The sequence below is a fragment of the Enterobacter sp. SGAir0187 genome (genome assembly GCF_002952735.2).
Lineage (GTDB): Bacteria > Pseudomonadota > Gammaproteobacteria > Enterobacterales > Enterobacteriaceae > Enterobacter > Enterobacter quasiroggenkampii.
In genome coordinates this window covers 662,730-679,538 of sequence record NZ_CP025034.2, presented here as the reverse complement: position 1 = coordinate 679,538, position 16,809 = coordinate 662,730, and the positions used below count along the sequence as shown (strand labels likewise).

At 60.0% G+C, this 16,809-nt stretch carries 16 protein-coding genes; 6 read left to right on the top strand and 10 right to left on the bottom strand.

The genetic code is table 11. The features are described 5' to 3' along the window. Nucleotides 1-7: 7 nt before the first annotated feature. Entirely contained in the window at nt 8-1,024 is a 1,017-nt protein-coding gene (gene ansA, locus CWR52_RS03265; protein WP_008500705.1) for an asparaginase, read from the bottom strand. Nucleotides 1,025-1,087: 63 nt separating this feature from the next. Continuing rightward, complete coding sequence (gene sppA, locus CWR52_RS03260) at nt 1,088-2,944, bottom strand: signal peptide peptidase SppA (RefSeq protein WP_104948834.1); 1,857 nt, start codon at nt 2,942-2,944, stop codon at nt 1,088-1,090. Between the two features lie 167 nt (nt 2,945-3,111). On the opposite strand from sppA, the gene CWR52_RS03255 reads away from it, so the two are divergent. The 3 genes from CWR52_RS03255 (at nt 3,112) to CWR52_RS03245 (ending at nt 6,741) form a co-directional block, all read left to right on the top strand. Continuing rightward, a complete protein-coding gene (locus CWR52_RS03255; protein WP_023327148.1) occupies nt 3,112-3,663 on the top strand; it encodes an NAD(P)H nitroreductase in 552 nt (183 codons plus the stop codon). Between the two features lie 116 nt (nt 3,664-3,779). Then, nucleotides 3,780-4,823 carry a selenide, water dikinase SelD gene (selD, locus tag CWR52_RS03250; RefSeq protein ID WP_008500702.1) on the top strand — a complete coding sequence of 348 codons (1,044 nt, stop codon included), beginning with the start codon at nt 3,780-3,782 and terminating at the stop codon, nt 4,821-4,823. 4 nt (nt 4,824-4,827) lie between these two features. Then, nucleotides 4,828-6,741: a DNA topoisomerase III gene (locus CWR52_RS03245; protein WP_063621403.1), complete on the top strand. Its 1,914-nt coding sequence runs from the start codon at nt 4,828-4,830 to the stop codon at nt 6,739-6,741. Between the two features lie 115 nt (nt 6,742-6,856). Here CWR52_RS03245 and gdhA read toward each other — a convergent pair whose 3' ends face one another. Further along, on the bottom strand, nt 6,857-8,200 hold the full coding sequence (gene gdhA, locus CWR52_RS03240) for an NADP-specific glutamate dehydrogenase (protein ID WP_008500700.1): 1,344 nt from the start codon (nt 8,198-8,200) through the stop codon (nt 6,857-6,859). Between the two features lie 229 nt (nt 8,201-8,429). Here gdhA and CWR52_RS03235 point away from each other — a divergent pair, with 229 nt between their 5' ends. Beyond that, nucleotides 8,430-8,708: a DUF1496 domain-containing protein gene (locus tag CWR52_RS03235; RefSeq protein WP_045910243.1), complete on the top strand. Its 279-nt coding sequence runs from the start codon at nt 8,430-8,432 to the stop codon at nt 8,706-8,708. Here CWR52_RS03235 and CWR52_RS03230 read toward each other — a convergent pair. After that, nucleotides 8,665-9,084, bottom strand: coding sequence for a pyrimidine (deoxy)nucleoside triphosphate diphosphatase (locus tag CWR52_RS03230; RefSeq protein WP_104948833.1), 420 nt, complete (start codon nt 9,082-9,084; stop codon nt 8,665-8,667). The two genes, CWR52_RS03235 and CWR52_RS03230, sit on opposite strands and share 44 nt — an antisense overlap. 75 nt (nt 9,085-9,159) lie before the next feature. On the opposite strand from CWR52_RS03230, the gene CWR52_RS03225 reads away from it, so the two are divergent. Together CWR52_RS03225 and CWR52_RS03220 are read left to right on the top strand one after the other, a co-directional pair. Next, nucleotides 9,160-9,729 carry a carboxymuconolactone decarboxylase family protein gene (locus CWR52_RS03225; protein WP_024908562.1) on the top strand — a complete coding sequence of 190 codons (570 nt, stop codon included), beginning with the start codon at nt 9,160-9,162 and terminating at the stop codon, nt 9,727-9,729. Then, nucleotides 9,722-10,339, top strand: a complete 618-nt coding sequence (locus CWR52_RS03220) for a CDP-alcohol phosphatidyltransferase family protein (protein ID WP_104948832.1) — start codon at nt 9,722-9,724, stop codon at nt 10,337-10,339. The genes CWR52_RS03225 and CWR52_RS03220 overlap by 8 nt, the downstream gene beginning before the upstream one ends. Here CWR52_RS03220 and CWR52_RS03215 read toward each other — a convergent pair. From CWR52_RS03215 to xthA, 6 genes are all read right to left on the bottom strand, one after another. Beyond that, nucleotides 10,336-11,643, bottom strand: a complete 1,308-nt coding sequence (locus CWR52_RS03215; protein ID WP_104948831.1) for a sulfurtransferase — start codon at nt 11,641-11,643, stop codon at nt 10,336-10,338. The genes CWR52_RS03220 and CWR52_RS03215 overlap by 4 nt on opposite strands. A 73-nt stretch (nt 11,644-11,716) precedes the next feature. After that, nucleotides 11,717-12,337 carry an ATP-binding cassette domain-containing protein gene (locus CWR52_RS03210; protein WP_104948830.1) on the bottom strand — a complete coding sequence of 207 codons (621 nt, stop codon included), beginning with the start codon at nt 12,335-12,337 and terminating at the stop codon, nt 11,717-11,719. Further along, nucleotides 12,337-13,866, bottom strand: coding sequence for a thiamine ABC transporter permease (locus CWR52_RS03205; protein ID WP_104948829.1), 1,530 nt, complete (start codon nt 13,864-13,866; stop codon nt 12,337-12,339). The genes CWR52_RS03210 and CWR52_RS03205 overlap by 1 nt, the downstream gene beginning before the upstream one ends. Continuing rightward, a complete protein-coding gene (locus tag CWR52_RS03200) occupies nt 13,839-15,008 on the bottom strand; it encodes an ABC transporter substrate-binding protein (RefSeq protein ID WP_104948828.1) in 1,170 nt (389 codons plus the stop codon). The genes CWR52_RS03205 and CWR52_RS03200 overlap by 28 nt, the downstream gene beginning before the upstream one ends. Nucleotides 15,009-15,014: 6 nt before the next feature. After that, nucleotides 15,015-15,698, bottom strand: a complete 684-nt coding sequence (locus CWR52_RS03195) for a TVP38/TMEM64 family protein (protein WP_104948827.1) — start codon at nt 15,696-15,698, stop codon at nt 15,015-15,017. 6 nt (nt 15,699-15,704) lie between these two features. Further along, the gene (gene xthA / locus CWR52_RS03190; RefSeq protein WP_032667291.1) at nt 15,705-16,511 is read right to left on the bottom strand and encodes an exodeoxyribonuclease III; all 807 of its coding nucleotides are present in this window, start codon (nt 16,509-16,511) and stop codon (nt 15,705-15,707) included. Between the last annotated feature and the right edge of the window lie 298 nt (nt 16,512-16,809).

Here is a 16,809-nt window from a genome sequence, read left to right as displayed (position 1 = left end):
GACCTCCTTATTCGTCAGGCGTCAGTTCGCCGCGCAGGTTTTGCATCATCGCGCTGCGAATGGACTGAATGTCCAGATCCTGACTCAGTAAATAGTGAAGTTTAGTCAGCGTTGCCTCAACGGTCATATCGAAACCGCTGATCACCCCCGCATGCGCCAGCGCGTTGCCGGTGGCATAGCCGCCCATATTCACTTTACCGGACATACACTGGGTCAGGTTCACCACCACAATTCCACGCTCGCTGGCTTCCTGAAGCTCTTTCAGGAATTCACCGTTCTGCGGCGCATTGCCCACGCCGTAGGAGCGCAGGATCAGCGCTTTCACCGGCTGGCGCAGGAAGTTACGCACCACGTCGGCAGAGATACCCGGATAGATGGTGACCACGCCAATCGGTTGCGGAGTAATCGGATGCACAATCAGCTCGCCCGCGGTGTTCGGCGCAGGCGGCGTGCCCAGACGACGGATATGAATCCCGGCCTCCAGTAGCGGCTGCAGGTTAGGGGAGGCGAAGGCGTCAAAACCGTCGGCATGGGCTTTGGTGGTGCGGTTGCCGCGATACAGACGGTTGTTGAAGAACAGCGACACTTCGTTAATCGGGTAATTCGCCGCCACGTACAGGGAGTTCAGCAGGTTGATCTGCCCGTCCGAGCGCAACTCCGCCAACGGGATTTGCGACCCGGTGACGATAACCGGCTTGCTCAGGTTCTCCAGCATGAAGGAGAGCGCCGAGGCGGTAAACGCCATGGTGTCGGTACCGTGCAGGATCACGAAACCGTCGTACTGGTCGTAATGGGCTTTAATGTCATCCGCGATGTGCTGCCAGTCTTCCGGCGTCATGTCGGAGGAGTCCATCAGCGGCTCGTATTCGTGGATAGTAAAGTCAGGCATTTCCGGACGGTGGAATTCGGGCATCAGCGCAAGCTGACGCTGCAGGTGGCCGGAGACGGGGATATAGCCGTTTTCGGAGCGCTGCATACCGATGGTACCGCCAGTGTAGGCTACATAAATCGATTTCTTCTGCATGGTAGTGAGTTCTTGTTCTTCAAAAGAAAAAAATCCCCTCTTCGTGGGAAGAGGGGACGGTTTTTAACGGACGTTCGCGCAGGTCAGGCAAAACGCGTAACGACTCTGTGGATCGTTAAAGGCCGCAAGCTTATCGCTTTCCGCCTTCATCGCTTTTGCCGCCGTGGCGACCGGCGCAGGCAGGTAAGCCTGCAGCGCCTCCGGCAGCATGGCGCGTACCGAGCCGGACATGCTGTCCATGACCATATCGAAGAACGACGGTTCGTCCTGGTAATACTCGATATGCCACTGCTTCAGCTTCGCCAGTTCGGCGGCTTTCTTCACCGCGTCATCGAAGTCGCCCAGGCTGTCTACCAGTCCGTTGCTCTTCGCATCCTGACCGGTCCAGACGTGGCCCTGCGCAATCTGGTCGATCTGCTCAGGCGTCTTTTTACGCGAGTCGGCGACCAGGGAGATAAAGCGTTTATAGCCGTTCTCAATGCTGAGCTGCATCATCTCAGAGACTTCCGGCGGCAGGGATTTGGTCACCGCGACATCCGCCAGCGGAGAGGTCGCTACGCCGTCGGTATGCACGCCCAGAGAATCCAGGCTGTTCTCTACGGTGTTGATCACCCCGAAGATACCAATCGAGCCGGTCAGCGTACTTGGGTTAGCCACGATGTAGTTGGCTGGCGTTGAGATCCAGTAACCCCCGGAGGCGGCCATTCCGCCCATTGAGACGACGACCGGCTTACCGGCGGCGCGGGCCGCGGCCAGTTCAGCGCGGATCACTTCAGAGGCGCTGACGCTGCCGCCAGGGCTGTTCACCCGCAGGACAATCGCCTTCACTTTCGGATCCAGGCGCGCATCGCGGATTTGTGACGCGGTAGTATCGCCGCCCACGTTCCCCGGGGTCTCCTGACCGTCCATGATCGCACCGTTAGCAAAGACCACCGCGACGCTGTCACCGTTCTCATCCGGTTTCTTCGTCGAGTAATCATACATGCTGATGGCGCTGTAATTTTTGTCCTCTTTGCTCCAGCCAAACTGTTTGCTCAGGGATTTTTCAATCTCGGCGCTGGTGCCCAGGGCATCAACCAGTTTGTTATCGAGCGCGTATTTCGCGGTATCGCCGTCAACCTTACGCAGGCCTGCCAGCACGCCCTGCGCGCCAGGGAACAGCTGCTCAGGCGTAATCTGACGGTTCGCGGCAACGGTGCCCAGATAGTTCTGCCACAGCTCGCCAATCCAGCGGCTGTCCGCTTCACGGGCGGCAGGGGACATATCGTCGCGGATAAACGGCTCTACGGCAGATTTGTACGTACCGACGCGGAAGACGTGGGTGGTGACCTTCAGCTTATCGAGCAGCGATTTGTAGTACAGGCCGTTGGTGGCAAAGCCGTGCAGATCGACCGTACCCTGTGGGGAGAGCCAGATCTTATTGGCGAAGCTCGCCAGATAATATTGTCCCTGGCTGTAGCTGTCGCCCACGGCAATTACCGGCTTGCCGCTGTCGCGGAACTCGCGCAGCGCTTTACCGATGTACTGCATAGAAGGCTGGTCGCCGCCGGCAAAATCTTTCAGATCCAGCACGATCCCGGTGATGTTTCGGTCGTCTTTGGCCTGACGGATAGTATCGACGATATCGAACAGGGAGTTCTCCTGCAGGCGGTCTGACGTCGCGCCAAACAGCTGGCGACCAATCACGCTCAGGCGACTGCTGGTGGACGGCTTATCAACGATAACGCCAGTGATATCGAGTAATAGCGCGCCGCGCGTTGAATGCTGCGCCTGATTTGCATTGCTGATATGCATCCAGATGCCCGCGCAAACCAGAACCAGGAAGATGAAGAAGATGTTCATCACCAGGTTGCGGACGAAGTTGAGCAGTCTCCACGTCCATTTAAAGAAACCGGCAATGATTCGCCAAAGGGTTCGCATGTATTCTCCCTAACCAGAAAATGACTGTTTCCGTCGCCACTGGACGGTAATGTTGGGTTATCGTAATGACCCAACCGCCACTTGTCAGCAGGAATCGCCTGCCAGGCTGTAACAAAATCTGCCGCCGTGTTAATTTTGTGAGTAAATTTCAAGAAAGGAGTTAACCAATGGACGCACTCGAACTGCTTGTTAACCGCCGTAGCGCTTCCCGTCTGGCCGAACCTGCCCCGGCAGGCGAGCAGCTGGAGAACATTCTGCGTGCCGGCATGCGTGCCCCCGATCATGGCACACTGCAGCCATGGCACTTCTTTGTAATTGAAGGCGAAGGCCGCGATCGCTTCAGTCAGCTGCTGGAGCAGGGGGCGGTGGCCGCCGGGCAGGATGAGAAAGGGATCGACAAGGCGCGCAATGCTCCGTTCCGCGCCCCAATGATCATCGCCGTCGTGGCAAAATGTCAGGCGGGCCATAAGGTGCCGGTCTGGGAGCAGGAAATGTCCGCGGGCTGTGCGGTGATGGCGATGCAAATGGCTGCCGTCGCGCAAGGCTTCAACGGTATCTGGCGTACCGGTGCGCTGACTGAAAGCCCGGCGGTCCGTGACGGTTTTGGCTGCGGTGAGCATGACAAAATTGTCGGTTTCCTCTACCTCGGCACCCCGCAGCTTAAAGCCTCCAGCACCATCAGCGTGCCGGACACCACGCCTTTCGTCAGCCGCTTCTGATAACGCACGCTAAACTGTCTGGATTCTGAGCATCTGCCGCAGAATTCAGACAGTCATACTTACCTCTTTATGGAATGAGCGCTACCATAGCGCGATTGAGATGACAGGAGACGTCCATGAGCGAGCAAACCATTCGTTTAACGCAGTACAGCCACGGAGCCGGTTGCGGTTGTAAAATTTCCCCGAAAGTGCTGGAGACCATCCTGCACAGTGAACAGGCGAAGTTTGTCGACCCGAACCTGCTTGTCGGCAATGAAACGCGCGACGATGCTGCAGTTTATGACTTAGGTAACGGCACCAGCATTATCAGTACCACCGACTTCTTTATGCCGATTGTCGACAATCCGTTCGATTTCGGGCGCATTGCGGCCACCAACGCCATCAGCGATATCTTTGCCATGGGCGGTAAGCCGATTATGGCGATCGCCATTCTGGGCTGGCCGATCAACACCATCCCGCCGGAAGTGGCCCGTGAAGTGATTGATGGTGGCCGTTTCGCCTGCCAGCAGGCAGGAATTGCGCTGGCCGGTGGTCACTCTATCGATGCGCCGGAGCCTATCTTCGGCCTGGCCGTCACCGGCGTGGTGCCGACCGAACGCGTGAAGCGCAACAGCACCGCACAGGCGGGCTGCAAGCTGTTCCTCACCAAGCCGCTGGGTATTGGCGTGCTGACCACCGCCGAGAAAAAGTCCCTGCTGAAACCGGAGCACAAAGGGCTGGCAACCGAAGTCATGTGCCAGATGAACCTCGCCGGTGCGGCGTTCGCCAATATCGATGGCGTGAAGGCGATGACCGACGTAACCGGTTTTGGTCTGCTGGGGCACCTCTCCGAAGTGTGTCAGGGCGCGGGCGTGCAGGCGCAGGTCTGGTATCAGGACGTGCCGAAGCTACCGGGCGTGGAGGAGTACATTGCTCAGGGCGCGGTCCCGGGCGGTACCCAGCGTAACTTCGCCAGCTATGGTCACCTGATGGGCGAAATGCCAGAAGAATGGCGCAATCTGCTGTGCGATCCGCAAACCTCCGGCGGCCTGCTGCTGGCGGTCACGCCGGAATCCGAAGCCGAGGTTCAGGCGACCGCCGCCGAGTTTGGTATTACCCTGACGGCGATCGGCGAGCTGGTGACCGCGCGCGGTGGCCGACCGATGATTGAGATCCGTTAATTCGATGCGGTTGTTTATTGCCGAAAAGCCGAGCCTGGCCCGTGCCATTGCCGATGTGCTGCCTAAGCCGCATCGCAAAGGCGACGGCTTTATCGAATGCGGTAACGGGCAGGTGGTCACCTGGTGTATCGGCCACCTGCTTGAGCAGGCGCAGCCGGATGTCTACGACAGCCGCTACGCCCGCTGGAATTTGAACGATCTGCCCATCGTGCCGGAAAAATGGCGCCTGCAGCCCCGGCCTTCGGTCACCAAACAGCTCAACGTGATCAAGCGCTTCCTGCATGAAGCCGAAGAAATCGTGCACGCGGGTGACCCGGACAGGGAAGGACAGCTGCTGGTCGATGAGGTGCTGGACTATCTGGAGCTGGCGCCGGAAAAGCGCCAGCAGGTGCAGCGCTGTCTGATCAACGATCTCAACCCGCAGGCGGTCGAGCGAGCCATTTCGCGCCTGCGCGCAAACAGCGAGTTTATTCCGCTGTGCGTCTCGGCGCTGGCCCGCGCGCGCGCGGACTGGCTGTACGGTATCAACATGACCCGCGCCTACACCATCCTCGGGCGCAACGCGGGCTATCAGGGCGTGCTCTCCGTGGGGCGCGTGCAGACGCCGGTGCTGGGGCTGGTCGTGCGTCGTGACGAAGAGATTGAGAACTTCGTCGCTAAAGATTTCTTTGAGGTGAAAGCGCATATCGTCACGCCTAAAGACGAGCGCTTTACCGCCGTCTGGCAGCCGAGCGATGCCTGCGAATCGTATCAGGATGAAGAGGGGCGTTTGCTGCACCGCCCGCTGGCGGATCATGTGGTTAACCGCATTACCGGACAGCCAGCTATCGTTACCAGCTATAACGATAAACGGGAATCAGAACCCGCGCCGCTGCCGTTCTCGCTGTCGGCCCTGCAGATCGAGGCCGCGAAGCGCTTTGGCCTCAGCGCGCAGAACGTGCTGGACATTTGCCAGAAGCTCTACGAAACCCATAAGCTGATCACCTATCCGCGTTCGGATAGCCGCTATCTGCCGGAAGAGCATTTTGCCGGTCGTCATTCGGTGATGAACGCCATTAGCGTGCATGCGCCGGATCTGCTGCCGCAGCCGGTGGTGAACCCGGACACCCATAACCGCTGCTGGGACGACAAAAAGGTGGACGCCCACCACGCGATTATCCCGACGGCGCGCGCCAGCAACGTCAACCTGACCGACAACGAAGCGAAGGTCTATAACCTGATCGCCCGCCAGTACCTGATGCAGTTCTGCCCGGACGCGGTGTTCCGCAAATGTGTGATCGAACTGGAAATCGCGAAAGGGAAATTCATTGCGAAAGCCCGTTTCCTTGCTGAAGCAGGCTGGCGCACGCTGCTGGGGAATAAAGAGCGTGACGAGGAGAACGACGGCACGCCGCTGCCCGTCGTTGCCAAAGACGATGAGCTGCTGTGTGAAAAAGGCGAAGTGGTTGAACGTCAGACTCAGCCCCCGCGCCATTTCACCGATGCGACGCTGCTGTCGGCGATGACCGGCATCGCCCGGTTCGTGCAGGATAAAGATCTGAAGAAGATCCTGCGCGCCACCGACGGTCTGGGGACGGAGGCGACCCGCGCGGGGATCATTGAGCTGCTCTTTAAGCGCGGTTTTCTTGAGAAAAAGGGGCGCTATATCCATTCGACCGAGCCGGGCCGCGCGCTGATTCATTCCCTGCCTGAGCTGGCCGCCAGGCCGGACATGACCGCGCACTGGGAATCGGTGCTGACGCAGATCAGCGAGAAGCAGTGCCGCTATCAGGACTTTATGCAGCCGTTGGTGGGGACGCTTTACCAGCTGATCGATCAGGCGCGCAGCACGCCGGTGAAGCGCTTCAGAGGGATGGTTGCACCAGGCGCGGGTGCGAAGAAACCGTTTAAAAAGAAGAAGAGCGCGGCCGCCTCTTAACCCGTAGGCCGGGTAAGGCGAAGCCGCCACCCGGCGAAAAACGGCTCTGCGGCCTGAAAAAAGCCCGGTGGCGCTAACGCTTACCGGGCCTACAAGTTGAGAAGGCCGCGAAATTTTAAATCACGCCCTGCCCAATCATCGCATCCGCTACCTTCACGAACCCGGCGATATTCGCCCCGCGCACGTAATTGGTTTGCGATGCTTCACCGCCGTACTCCACGCACGCATGGTGAATATCCAGCATGATATGGTGCAGGCGCGCGTCCACTTTCTCCGCTTTCCAGCCGAGACGCGCGGCGTTTTGTGCCATCTCGAGGCCGGAGGTCGCCACGCCGCCCGCGTTAGCGGCCTTGCCCGGAGCAAACAGCACGCCCGCCTCCAGGAACAGGTCCGTCGCGTCGATCGTGGTCGGCATGTTCGCCCCCTCGGCCACCGCTTTTACGCCATTGCTAATCAACGTGCGCGCGGCTTCAGCATCCAGCTCGTTCTGCGTGGCGCACGGCAGGGCGATATCCACCGGCACGCCCCACGGCTGTTTCCCTTCCAGGTAGGTCAGGCCAAACTCCCGGGCGTAATCCGCCACGCGTCCATCGCGGCTGGCTTTGATTTCACACAGGCGCGCCAGCTTCTCTGCCGTGAAGCCCGCTTCATCCACCACCGTGCCGCTGGAGTCAGAGGCGGTCACCACGCGAGCGCCAAACTGCATCGCTTTTTCAATCGCGTACTGCGCCACGTTACCGGAGCCGGAAACGGCTACGCGCATGCCTTCGAAGCCTAAGCCGTGACGCTTGAGCATGGCTTCGGTGAAGTAAACCAGGCCGTACCCGGTCGCTTCCGGGCGGATCAGGCTCCCGCCAAACGACAGCCCTTTGCCGGTAAAGACGCAGGCGCTGTTGTTGGAAAGCTTTTTCATCATCCCGGCCATAAAGCCCACTTCACGTCCGCCCACGCCGATATCACCGGCAGGCACGTCGGTGTCCGGGCCGAGGTGACGGTAGAGTTCGGTCATCAGCGCCTGGCAGAAACGCATCACTTCACCTTCGCTTTTGCCTTTCGGGTCGAAATCGCTGCCGCCTTTTCCGCCGCCCATGGGCAGCGTGGTCAGCGCGTTTTTAAAGGTCTGCTCGAAGCCGAGGAATTTCAGAATCGACAGGTTCACGGACGGATGGAAACGCATGCCGCCCTTAAACGGACCGATGGCCGAGTTAAACTGGACGCGCCACGCGCGGTTAACCTGCACCTGATTGCGATCGTCCACCCAGGTCACGCGGAACTGGATCACGCGCTCTGGCTCGACCAGGCGTTCGAGCAACGACATCTGGCGATAGCGCGGGTTTTGTTCAAGGAAGGGCCACAGGGTGGTCATCACTTCACGCACGGCCTGGGCGAACTCGCTTTGGTGCGGGTCGCGCTGCTGAACGTGGGCAAGGAAACTTTCCAGAGAGCGTGTCTGATCCATAGATATAAGAACCTCTTATAATAATGTTTGTATATGACTTATACGTTTTGTGTTGTTTTTTTGACTATACCACCCGTACTGCTTTGTCTGGCAAGCTGAAATTCAGGGCGAAAGGGAAATTAATGAAATGAGCTGCGTCATAACCAAAAGCGATGACGAGATATATTAAAGGTTCCGCGCCGGTTTACCGTTATAGTCATTATCAAGGGAACAACAGGAAGATGTGTCTATGAACCGTTATCTACTGACCGCGTTATGTGTGATCTTTACCGCAGGTGCGCAGGCTGACCGCATTCGCCCGGACGTGGAAGTGAATGTGCCGCCGGAAGTGTTTAGCTCCAGCGGCCAGAATCAAACGGTGCAGCCCTGTAATCAGTGCTGCATCTATCAGAATCAGAACTACTCGGAAGGGGCCGTGGTGAAAGCGGAGGGCGTGCTGCTGCAGTGCCAGCGCGACGAGCGCGTTATCGGCACGAACCCGCTGGTCTGGCGTCGCGTAAAACAATAAACGCTTCCAGCAGGGGAATATCCGCGGGGGCCAGGGCGTAGCCGAACGCCTCTTCCGGCGTACACCACGCCAGCGCGCTGTGGTAGTGCGCTGTGAGCTCGCCGCTAAACGCAGCAACGTGCCAGGCGTGCAGGTTGATTAACCGCTGCGAGACCTCGCGCTGGTGGCTTGCCACGTATTGCGCGGGCAGCGCTTCAATACCCAACTCTTCGCGCAGCTCACGGATAAGCGCCTCAGGCTGGGTTTCTCCCGCCTCGACTTTGCCGCCTGCAAATTCCCACATGCCCGGCTGGTCGGCGTGGGCAGGGCGCTGTGCCAGTAAAATTTTGTCGTCTTTTTCGATGATGGCGGCAACGACATCGAGTGTTTTCAGCATGGTCGTCAATAATTGATAGCGAAAAAAGACATATTATCGTGCCCTTTCTCAGAGTCCAGCTATCAGGAGAATCAGGTGAAAGAGACTACCGCCTGGGTTGCCCCTATCGAATCCCTTCCCGCCAGCCTTAAACCCATTGCCGTGATGCAGAAAAAGCATTTTGGCGCCGTGCTGAATCCCACGCGCTGGTGGGGGCGCATGCCGCGTCTGTTCTGGCTGGTGGCGCTGTTCGTCGGTTTTCTGGAGCGTCGTCGCGCGCGCCTGACGCCCGTGCTTCGTTCGCTGCTCATGACGCGGGTGTCCCAGCTCTGCCACTGCGCTTTCTGTATTGATGCCAACAGCCTGCGGCTGGCCGAGCGCTGCGGGGCGCTGGATAAGGTGCAGGCCGTGAGCGACTGGCAGGGTTCCGCCTTGTTCACGGAGCAGGAGCGCGCGGCGTTGGCCTACGCCGAGGCGGTGACCGCCACGCCGCCCCGGGCGGATGAGGCGATCAGAGCGGCGCTGAAGCGCCATTTTACGGATGACGCTATCACCGAGATGACGGCGCTCATTGCCTTTCAGAATCTCTCTGCCCGTTTTAACGCCGCGCTGGATATTCCGGCGCAGGGGCTGTGCGCCACCTTTAACGAGACGCCCCATGCTTGATCGCCATCTTCACCCGCGGATAAAACCGGCGCTGAATCGTCTGGTCTCCGTGCTTGACCGACCGGGCATCACGCCCGACGGATTAACCCTGACCGGGTTTGCCATCGGCGTGCAGGCGCTGCCGTTTCTGGCCCTTGGCTGGTATCCGGCGGCGCTGGTCGTCATCGTGCTGAACCGCCTGCTGGACGGTCTGGATGGGGCGCTGGCGCGCCGCAGAGGGCTGACCGATGCGGGGGGATTTCTCGATATTGCGCTCGATTTTCTGTTCTACGCCCTGGTGCCGTTTGGCTTTGCGCTGGCAGCACCCGTTGAGAATGCGCTGGCCGCGGCCTGGCTGCTGTTCGCGTTTATCGGGACCGGCAGCAGTTTTCTGGCGTTTGCGGCGCTGGCCGCGAAGCACGACATCGACAACCCCGGCTATGCGCACAAGTCGTTGTATTACATCGGCGGGTTAACGGAAGGAACGGAGACCCTCGCGCTGTTTGTGCTGTGCTGCCTCTTTCCGGCGCACTTTACGCTCTTCGCGTGGGTATTTGGCGCGCTGTGCTGGCTGACCACCACAACGCGCATCTGGAGCGGCTACGTGACGCTGAAGGCACTCAACCCTTAGAGCGCACTTTCAGGCCCGCGCTCACCGGTCGTCACCGGGTTCTGCGGGTGACTGCTCCATTCGTACCAGCCGCCGTCATAGACGGCGATATTCTTCCAGCCCATCGCCCGGGCGTACATAAAGGTTTCGGACGCCCGCCAGCCGGTGCCGCAGTAAAACGCGACGTGCTGTTCCGGCAGAATATTCCAGCGCTTCCACTGGGCGGCGATGTCGTCCGCACTGCGCATGGTGCCATCCGGGTTATGGAAATCCTCCATGTGGGTGGCATCGCTGCCCGCGTGACCCCAGCGGGCACCGGCAATTTCACCTTTTGGCTTGATGTAGCTGTAGCCGCTGGTTTCGCCGATGAACTCCGGCCACGAGCGAATGCTGACCAGGGAGGCATCCTGACGGTGCAGCATCCCGCGCGCCTGTTCCATATCCACCATCAGCTGTGGCTGGCCGGGGATCGGCGCGCCGAAATCGGGGGCGGGCGTCACTTTACCGGGCGTGCCGCGCTCAACCGGCAGGTCTGCGTCTGACCACGCTTTCCAGCCGCCGTCGAGAATACGCACATCCTTCACGCCCGCATACAGCATAATCTGCGCCACGCGCGCGGCGGCGTAGACGTCGCGGCCATACAAAATGACGGTGGTATCGTGACGGATCCCGTGCTTCGCCAGCATCGCTCTCAGCTTGTCGTCGGAGACTTTATTCCACAGCGGTTCGCTTTCCACCTCGTTGGTGTCGATATAGCCCGCGCCGGGAATGTGGTTCAGCAGGTAAAACTTCGGTGCACCCCAGGCGGCTTCGATCACTTTCCAGTCGCCCGCTGGTGCGGCAGTCACGGGTTTACCCTGCTGGAGCCGGTGGATCCACTGCGGGTAAACCAGCTGTTCAAAATGGGGCAGGCGCTGAAGGCGGTCGGGCGTCTGTAGAGCATCGCTGAGCAGCGAAACGTGGCGGTAACCGGCTTTCGCCAGGCGGGCTTTCACCGCCTGGTTATCGTTCTCGTCGCCATAGAGGGCGATGGTCGTCGCAGGGGTAAGCTGATGCTGTTTTGCCCAAAGCGCAATCTGCTCGTCGCTCATGGCGGTAAGCCAGGCGGCAGCAAGGTTGAGCGCGGCGGGTTCATGCCCGGAGGGGCCGCTGAGCGTCTGCGGCCAGCCGTTATAAAAGGCGCTGGCGCGGGTGTCGACAGGCGTGCCGTGCTGTGCCTGAAGCTGAGACAGCGTGATGGCGTTGGGCATATCAGCCGCCAGCGAGGAAAAAGAAGCGAGGCCGCAGAGCAGGGCCAGCGCGGTCAGTTGAGAAACACGTTTCATCGAATAACCTGACGTCAGTAAAAGAGGGGGGCATTGTCGTCTCTCCCGAATCGGAAAACATTGCGTTAGCACATTATTGCCAGCGAGAAATCTCAATCAGCTCGCCGCCGGGCGGAATATCGTCCTCATCGTGCGTGACCAGCACCACCGGAATATTGCGCGCGCGGACGGCGTCAAACACCCATGCCCGAAATGAGGCCCGCAACGCTTTATCGAGGCGGCTGAACGGTTCATCCAGCAGCAGCGCCTGCGGCTCCGCGAGCAGGGCCCGCAGCAGGCTGACCCGGGCGCGCTCCCCGCCGGAGAGGGTGGCCGGATCGCTGGCGTAATGGCCGCTCAGCCCGGCGGAATCCAGCGCCTGCTCGACCGCTTCCCGACGCGCGCTTCCGGTGATGCGCTCAGGCAGCGCCAGCAGCAAATTCTGCCCGACGCTGAACGGGTCGAACAGCAGCGCGTCCTGAAAGAGAATACCCAGCCCGCGGGACTCCACGGGAAGACCGTCGCAGCGACGCGCGTCGAGCCACAGTTCGCCCCGCGCCTGGAAATCGTCTGACAGCGCGCCGACCATCCAGGCAAAAAGGGTCGACTTGCCGCTGCCGGACGGCCCCATCAGGGTGACGATCTCTCCCCGAGGCACGCAAAAACTGACCTCGCGGAAAAGCGGTTCGATGGTGAGATTTTTTACCTTCAGCATTAACGTAACCCTTGTCGGTAGCGGCCCACGAGCCGGGATAGCAGGGCGGCAAGACCAAACACCGTGCCCGTGACCAGCAGTAATCCCAGCGCCCGGTTAGCAAGAATCGGGATGCTGCCCCCGCTGCTCAGCGCGACGGTTTCGGTGGTCAGCGTGGCGAAACGCCCCGCGCCCAGCCACAGCGTCGGCATGTATTGCGCCATGCTGACGGAAAAGCCGGTGGCAAAGGCCAGTAGCGCAGGGCGCACCAGCAGGGGGCATTTCACCAGGCAGAAGACTTTGGTCCGTCGCCAGCCGAGGGTTCTGGCGGTGAGGATAAGCCGGGGATCGATCCGGCGCCAGGCGGGTTGCAGCACCAGCAGCGTCCACGGCAATACCCACAGGAGGTGGCTCCAGAGCACGGCGGCGTAGTGCCCGTCGATGCCCAGGTGCAACGCAATCGCATACTGGCCGGTAACAAGCGGGAGGGCCGGAAGGGCGAGCGGTAACCATACCCACAGTGCGCCGCGCTGCGGGCCCCATTCCAGCCAGAGTAACCCGACGACCAGGGCGATCAGGGCTGAAAGCAGACCGAAGGAGAGGCTGCTCCCCACCGGGCCAACGTCATCCCGTTGCGCCAGCATCAGCAGTACCACGGCGCACAGCACGCCGCACGCGGGCAGGAACTCGCTCAGAGCCCGCTCAGGCAGGACGCGCTGCGACCGGGGACGCGTTCCGGAGAAGTCCGCAAGCGTGCGAACCCATGCCTTCCAGAGTCCGTATCCCAGAGCGGCAAGCGCGGCCAGCAGCAGAAGGAGTAGCAGGCACAGCAGCGTCCCTTTTGCCTGCTGCTGCGCGTCGCCCTGGCTTAACCACTGCCAGGCCAGCACGGCCAGGGTAGGCGGGTTGCCCGGCCCGAGAACGATCGCCACATCGACGACCGACAGCGACCACGCCAGCACCGCCAGCATTACTGCCCCGAGGACAGGGGCGATAGCCGGCAGGATCAGCCAGCTGAGCGTCTGAAAACGCCCGTAGCCGAACGTCTGCAGGACGATTTTCTGCTGCGCGAGCCGTTTTTCCGGCAGTACGGCGTAAATCGCCCACAGGACAAAGGCGCTCTCTTTGACCGCGAGCGTCAGCCCCAGCCCGGCGCCGTAGCGGTCAAACGGAGGGGAACAGACGGTGCAGACCTGATAAAACAGACCGCCCTCGGCAAACAGCAGTAGCGCGCCGGTGGCGAACGCCACATGGGGGATCGCCAGCAGCCACGGCAGGCGGGTTGTGAGACTTCGCCAGCGTTTCCCGGGCCAGACAAGGCTGACGAGGAGAAGGGCAATCAGCAACGCCCCCAGCGTGGCGATGAGCGTTGAGACCAGCGTGGCAATGGTTGCCTGAGGCAACTGCGGATCGTTCAGCAGCCGCTGCCAGTTTGTCACCGAAAACGCCGGGGCAAGCAGCATGGCGCCGGCGGGCAGGAGCGGCAGATAAATTACCGCCATCGCCAGCCAGACAAGCCCGTTCAGCGGGTGCCGTAACGACGCAGCCATTCCTGCTCCAGCGCATTGACCCAGGCGGACTGGGGCTCTGCAAGCACCTTCGGCAGCTCCTGCGGCGTGTGGGCCAGCAGCTGTCTGGCTTCACCTTCAGGCAGCGTTTTGGCATTCAGCACGCTCGGATCGCCCCAGATGGCCGGGTCAGCTTTGCGGATCTGCGCCTGCGGTGAAAGCAGGAAATTGGCGACCACTTTCGCCCCTGCGCTGGCGCTGGCATTGGCCGGAATCGCCACAAAATGGACGTTGCCAATCGTTCCACCGTGGAAACCAAAGCTGTAGCTGTCGGCGGGCAGTTCGCCGCTCGCCACTTTTTGCTGCGCATGTGCGGGGTTAAAGGTCAGGGACAGGTTCAGGCTGCCGCTGGCAAGCAGGGCATCCATCCGTGCAGGAGAAGGGGGGAAATCTTTCCCTTCGCGCCACAGCAGCGGGTGGAGTTTGTCCAGATAATCCCAGAGCGGTGCCGTCACCTCGGCAAAGGTGCTATCGGGGGCCTTTTGCAGCGCGTCCGGATGAGCAGTCAGCGTCAGCAGCAGCTGCTCAAGAAACGCCGTGCCGGTAAAATCTGGCGGGCGAGGATAGCTGATCTTGCCGGGGTGCTGCTGCGCGTAAGCCAGCAGCGCCTGAGGATCCACAGGCGGCGTCGGCATGCTGGCCTTGCGGGCGATAAAGGTCAGCTGCGCGCCTCCCCACGGCGATTCCGCGCCGTCTGTGGGGATAGCAAAATCCTCCGTAACCGGTTTGCGGGTATCGACATAGCGCCAGTTGGGCAACGTCTGCGCCCATCCGGTCTGCAGCAGGTTTGCCTCTTTTAGCGTGCGGAAGTTCTCGCCGTTAACCCACAGCAGGTCGACGGAGCCGTTGGTTTTACGCCCCGCGGCGGCTTCGGTCTGAATACGTTTTACCGCGTCGGCAGCATCCGCCAGCGGGACAATTTTAAGGGTAATGGCATAGTGCGTTTGCATCTCACCGCTGACCCACTCCAGATAGCGGTTGACCGCCGGATCGCCACCCCAGGCGTTAAACCAGACGGTCTGGCCTTTGGCCTGTTGTTGGATAGCGTGCCAGCTTTCGGCGGCACACAGAGGAGCGGTTAGCAGCAGACCGGTCAGAAACGCGCAAAAAAGCACACGGCGCATAATGCCTCACTTTTTAGCAGACGGGAGAAAACGGGAAAACAGCCGGCGGGTGACCAGCGGTAATAACCCCAGTAGTGTAAAGGCGAAAACCATGCCCGGCGACAAAATATCGCGCAGCGAGGTCACTTTTCCCAGCTCGCGCCCGGCGTTCAGAAAGATAATCGTGGCGGGCAGCATGGCGACCTGGCTCACCCACCAGTAGCGAAATACCCCAATCCGGGTCAGCCCCATCAGCAAATTCACCAGAAAAAACGGGAACAGCGGCATCAGGCGCAGGGCAAAAAGATAGCCCGCTCCGTCGCGCGCCATGCCAGCGTTTACCGTTTTCATCTGCTGAGCAAACCGCCGCTGAACCCAGTCGCGCAGCAGATAACGGCTGGCGATCATCGCAAGCGTCGCCCCGAGGGTGGAGGCAAACGAGACCAGCACGGTGCCTTCCCACAGGCTAAACAATGCCCCGCCCAGCAGGGTCAGGACCGCCGCGCCGGGTATCGAGAGGGCGGAGACCGTCACATAGACCGCAAAAAAGATCAGCGCGCTGCGCAGCGGCGCGTGGTCGACACAGGAGAGTAACGCCTGATGGTGCGTTTTAATCCCTTCCAGGGAGAGGGTTCCCGGGGGAAGCATGACAAACGTCAACATAAATGCGCCCAGAAGGGCGCACAAGAAGAGTGTTTTTGGAATGTTCACGCGTCATTACAGCTTGAATTTAGCCCACACTGGCGCGTGGTCAGACGGTTTTTCCATGCTGCGGATGTCGTAGTCGATCCCGGTTTCGATGCAGCGCTCGGCCAGCGGTGTACTGGCAAGCAGAAGATCGATACGCAGGCCGCGGTTGTCGTCAAAGCCTTTAGAGCGATAGTCAAACCAGGAGAAGCGATCCTGCGTTTCCGGGTTGGCGTTGCGGAAGGTATCCACCAGGCCCCAGCCCAGCAGGCGCTCCATCCACTCACGCTCTTCCGGCAGGAAGGAGCATTTGCCGGTACGCAGCCAGCGTTTGCGGTTCTCTTCGCCAATACCGATATCGAGATCCGTCGGGCTGATATTCATGTCGCCCATGATTAGCACCGGATTCTCTTTTTTGAGTTCGGTGGTCAGGTAGTCCTGCAGATCCTGATAAAACTTCGCTTTAGCCGGGAATTTGGTCTCATGGTCACGGCTCTCACCCTGCGGGAAATAGCCGTTGATGACCGTGATATTGCCGATCGCAGAAGGGACTTCCGCCATGATAATGCGACGCTGTGCTTCTTCACCGTCGCCCGGGAAGCCGCGACGCACGGAAACCGGCGGCGCTTTGGTCAGCAGCGCGACGCCATAGTGACCTTTCTGGCCGTGATAAAAGACGTTGTAGCCGAGTTTCGCCACCTCTTCGAGGGGGAACATGTCGTCGTGAACCTTTGTCTCCTGCAGGCCGATCACATCTGGCTGATGTTGCTCAACGATAGCTTCAAGCTGATGAGGGCGGGCACGCAGGCCGTTGATATTAAAAGAGACAAATTTCATAGTCGCTGCCAGTGCAAGGTGAATAGTGCAAGGATGGTAGCAGAATTTGCGTCAACTGTTACCGGCTTCGACCAATAACTGCAACAGATAATGCCGGTGGTGCAATATTTGCACCATTCTGACGCGCTTCGCCCCCAAACAGGGCGTAAATGGCCGATAAATTTCGCGAGCGATCACAATTCCAGAATTATATTTGGCCTGTGCATACTCTTTCTGATTTTCATGCGGCAAAGCGCCGCTTATCGTAAAAATATTCACTTTTTATGCACTAACAGTGAATAACTCCATGTTGTAACTC

Coding starts and splice junctions, on each gene's coding strand:
- CWR52_RS03230 (WP_104948833.1), bottom strand. CDS start 9,084: ATGCTGAAAACACTCGATGTCGTTGCCGCCATCATCGAAAAAGACGAC.
- CWR52_RS03205 (WP_104948829.1), bottom strand. CDS start 13,866: ATGGCTGCGTCGTTACGGCACCCGCTGAACGGGCTTGTCTGGCTGGCG.
- ansA (WP_008500705.1), bottom strand. CDS start 1,024: ATGCAGAAGAAATCGATTTATGTAGCCTACACTGGCGGTACCATCGGT.
- CWR52_RS03210 (WP_104948830.1), bottom strand. CDS start 12,337: ATGCTGAAGGTAAAAAATCTCACCATCGAACCGCTTTTCCGCGAGGTC.
- CWR52_RS03220 (WP_104948832.1), top strand. CDS start 9,722: ATGCTTGATCGCCATCTTCACCCGCGGATAAAACCGGCGCTGAATCGT.
- CWR52_RS03245 (WP_063621403.1), top strand. CDS start 4,828: ATGCGGTTGTTTATTGCCGAAAAGCCGAGCCTGGCCCGTGCCATTGCC.
- xthA (WP_032667291.1), bottom strand. CDS start 16,511: ATGAAATTTGTCTCTTTTAATATCAACGGCCTGCGTGCCCGCCCTCAT.
- gdhA (WP_008500700.1), bottom strand. CDS start 8,200: ATGGATCAGACACGCTCTCTGGAAAGTTTCCTTGCCCACGTTCAGCAG.
- CWR52_RS03235 (WP_045910243.1), top strand. CDS start 8,430: ATGAACCGTTATCTACTGACCGCGTTATGTGTGATCTTTACCGCAGGT.
- CWR52_RS03200 (WP_104948828.1), bottom strand. CDS start 15,008: ATGCGCCGTGTGCTTTTTTGCGCGTTTCTGACCGGTCTGCTGCTAACC.
- sppA (WP_104948834.1), bottom strand. CDS start 2,944: ATGCGAACCCTTTGGCGAATCATTGCCGGTTTCTTTAAATGGACGTGG.
- selD (WP_008500702.1), top strand. CDS start 3,780: ATGAGCGAGCAAACCATTCGTTTAACGCAGTACAGCCACGGAGCCGGT.
- CWR52_RS03255 (WP_023327148.1), top strand. CDS start 3,112: ATGGACGCACTCGAACTGCTTGTTAACCGCCGTAGCGCTTCCCGTCTG.
- CWR52_RS03215 (WP_104948831.1), bottom strand. CDS start 11,643: ATGAAACGTGTTTCTCAACTGACCGCGCTGGCCCTGCTCTGCGGCCTC.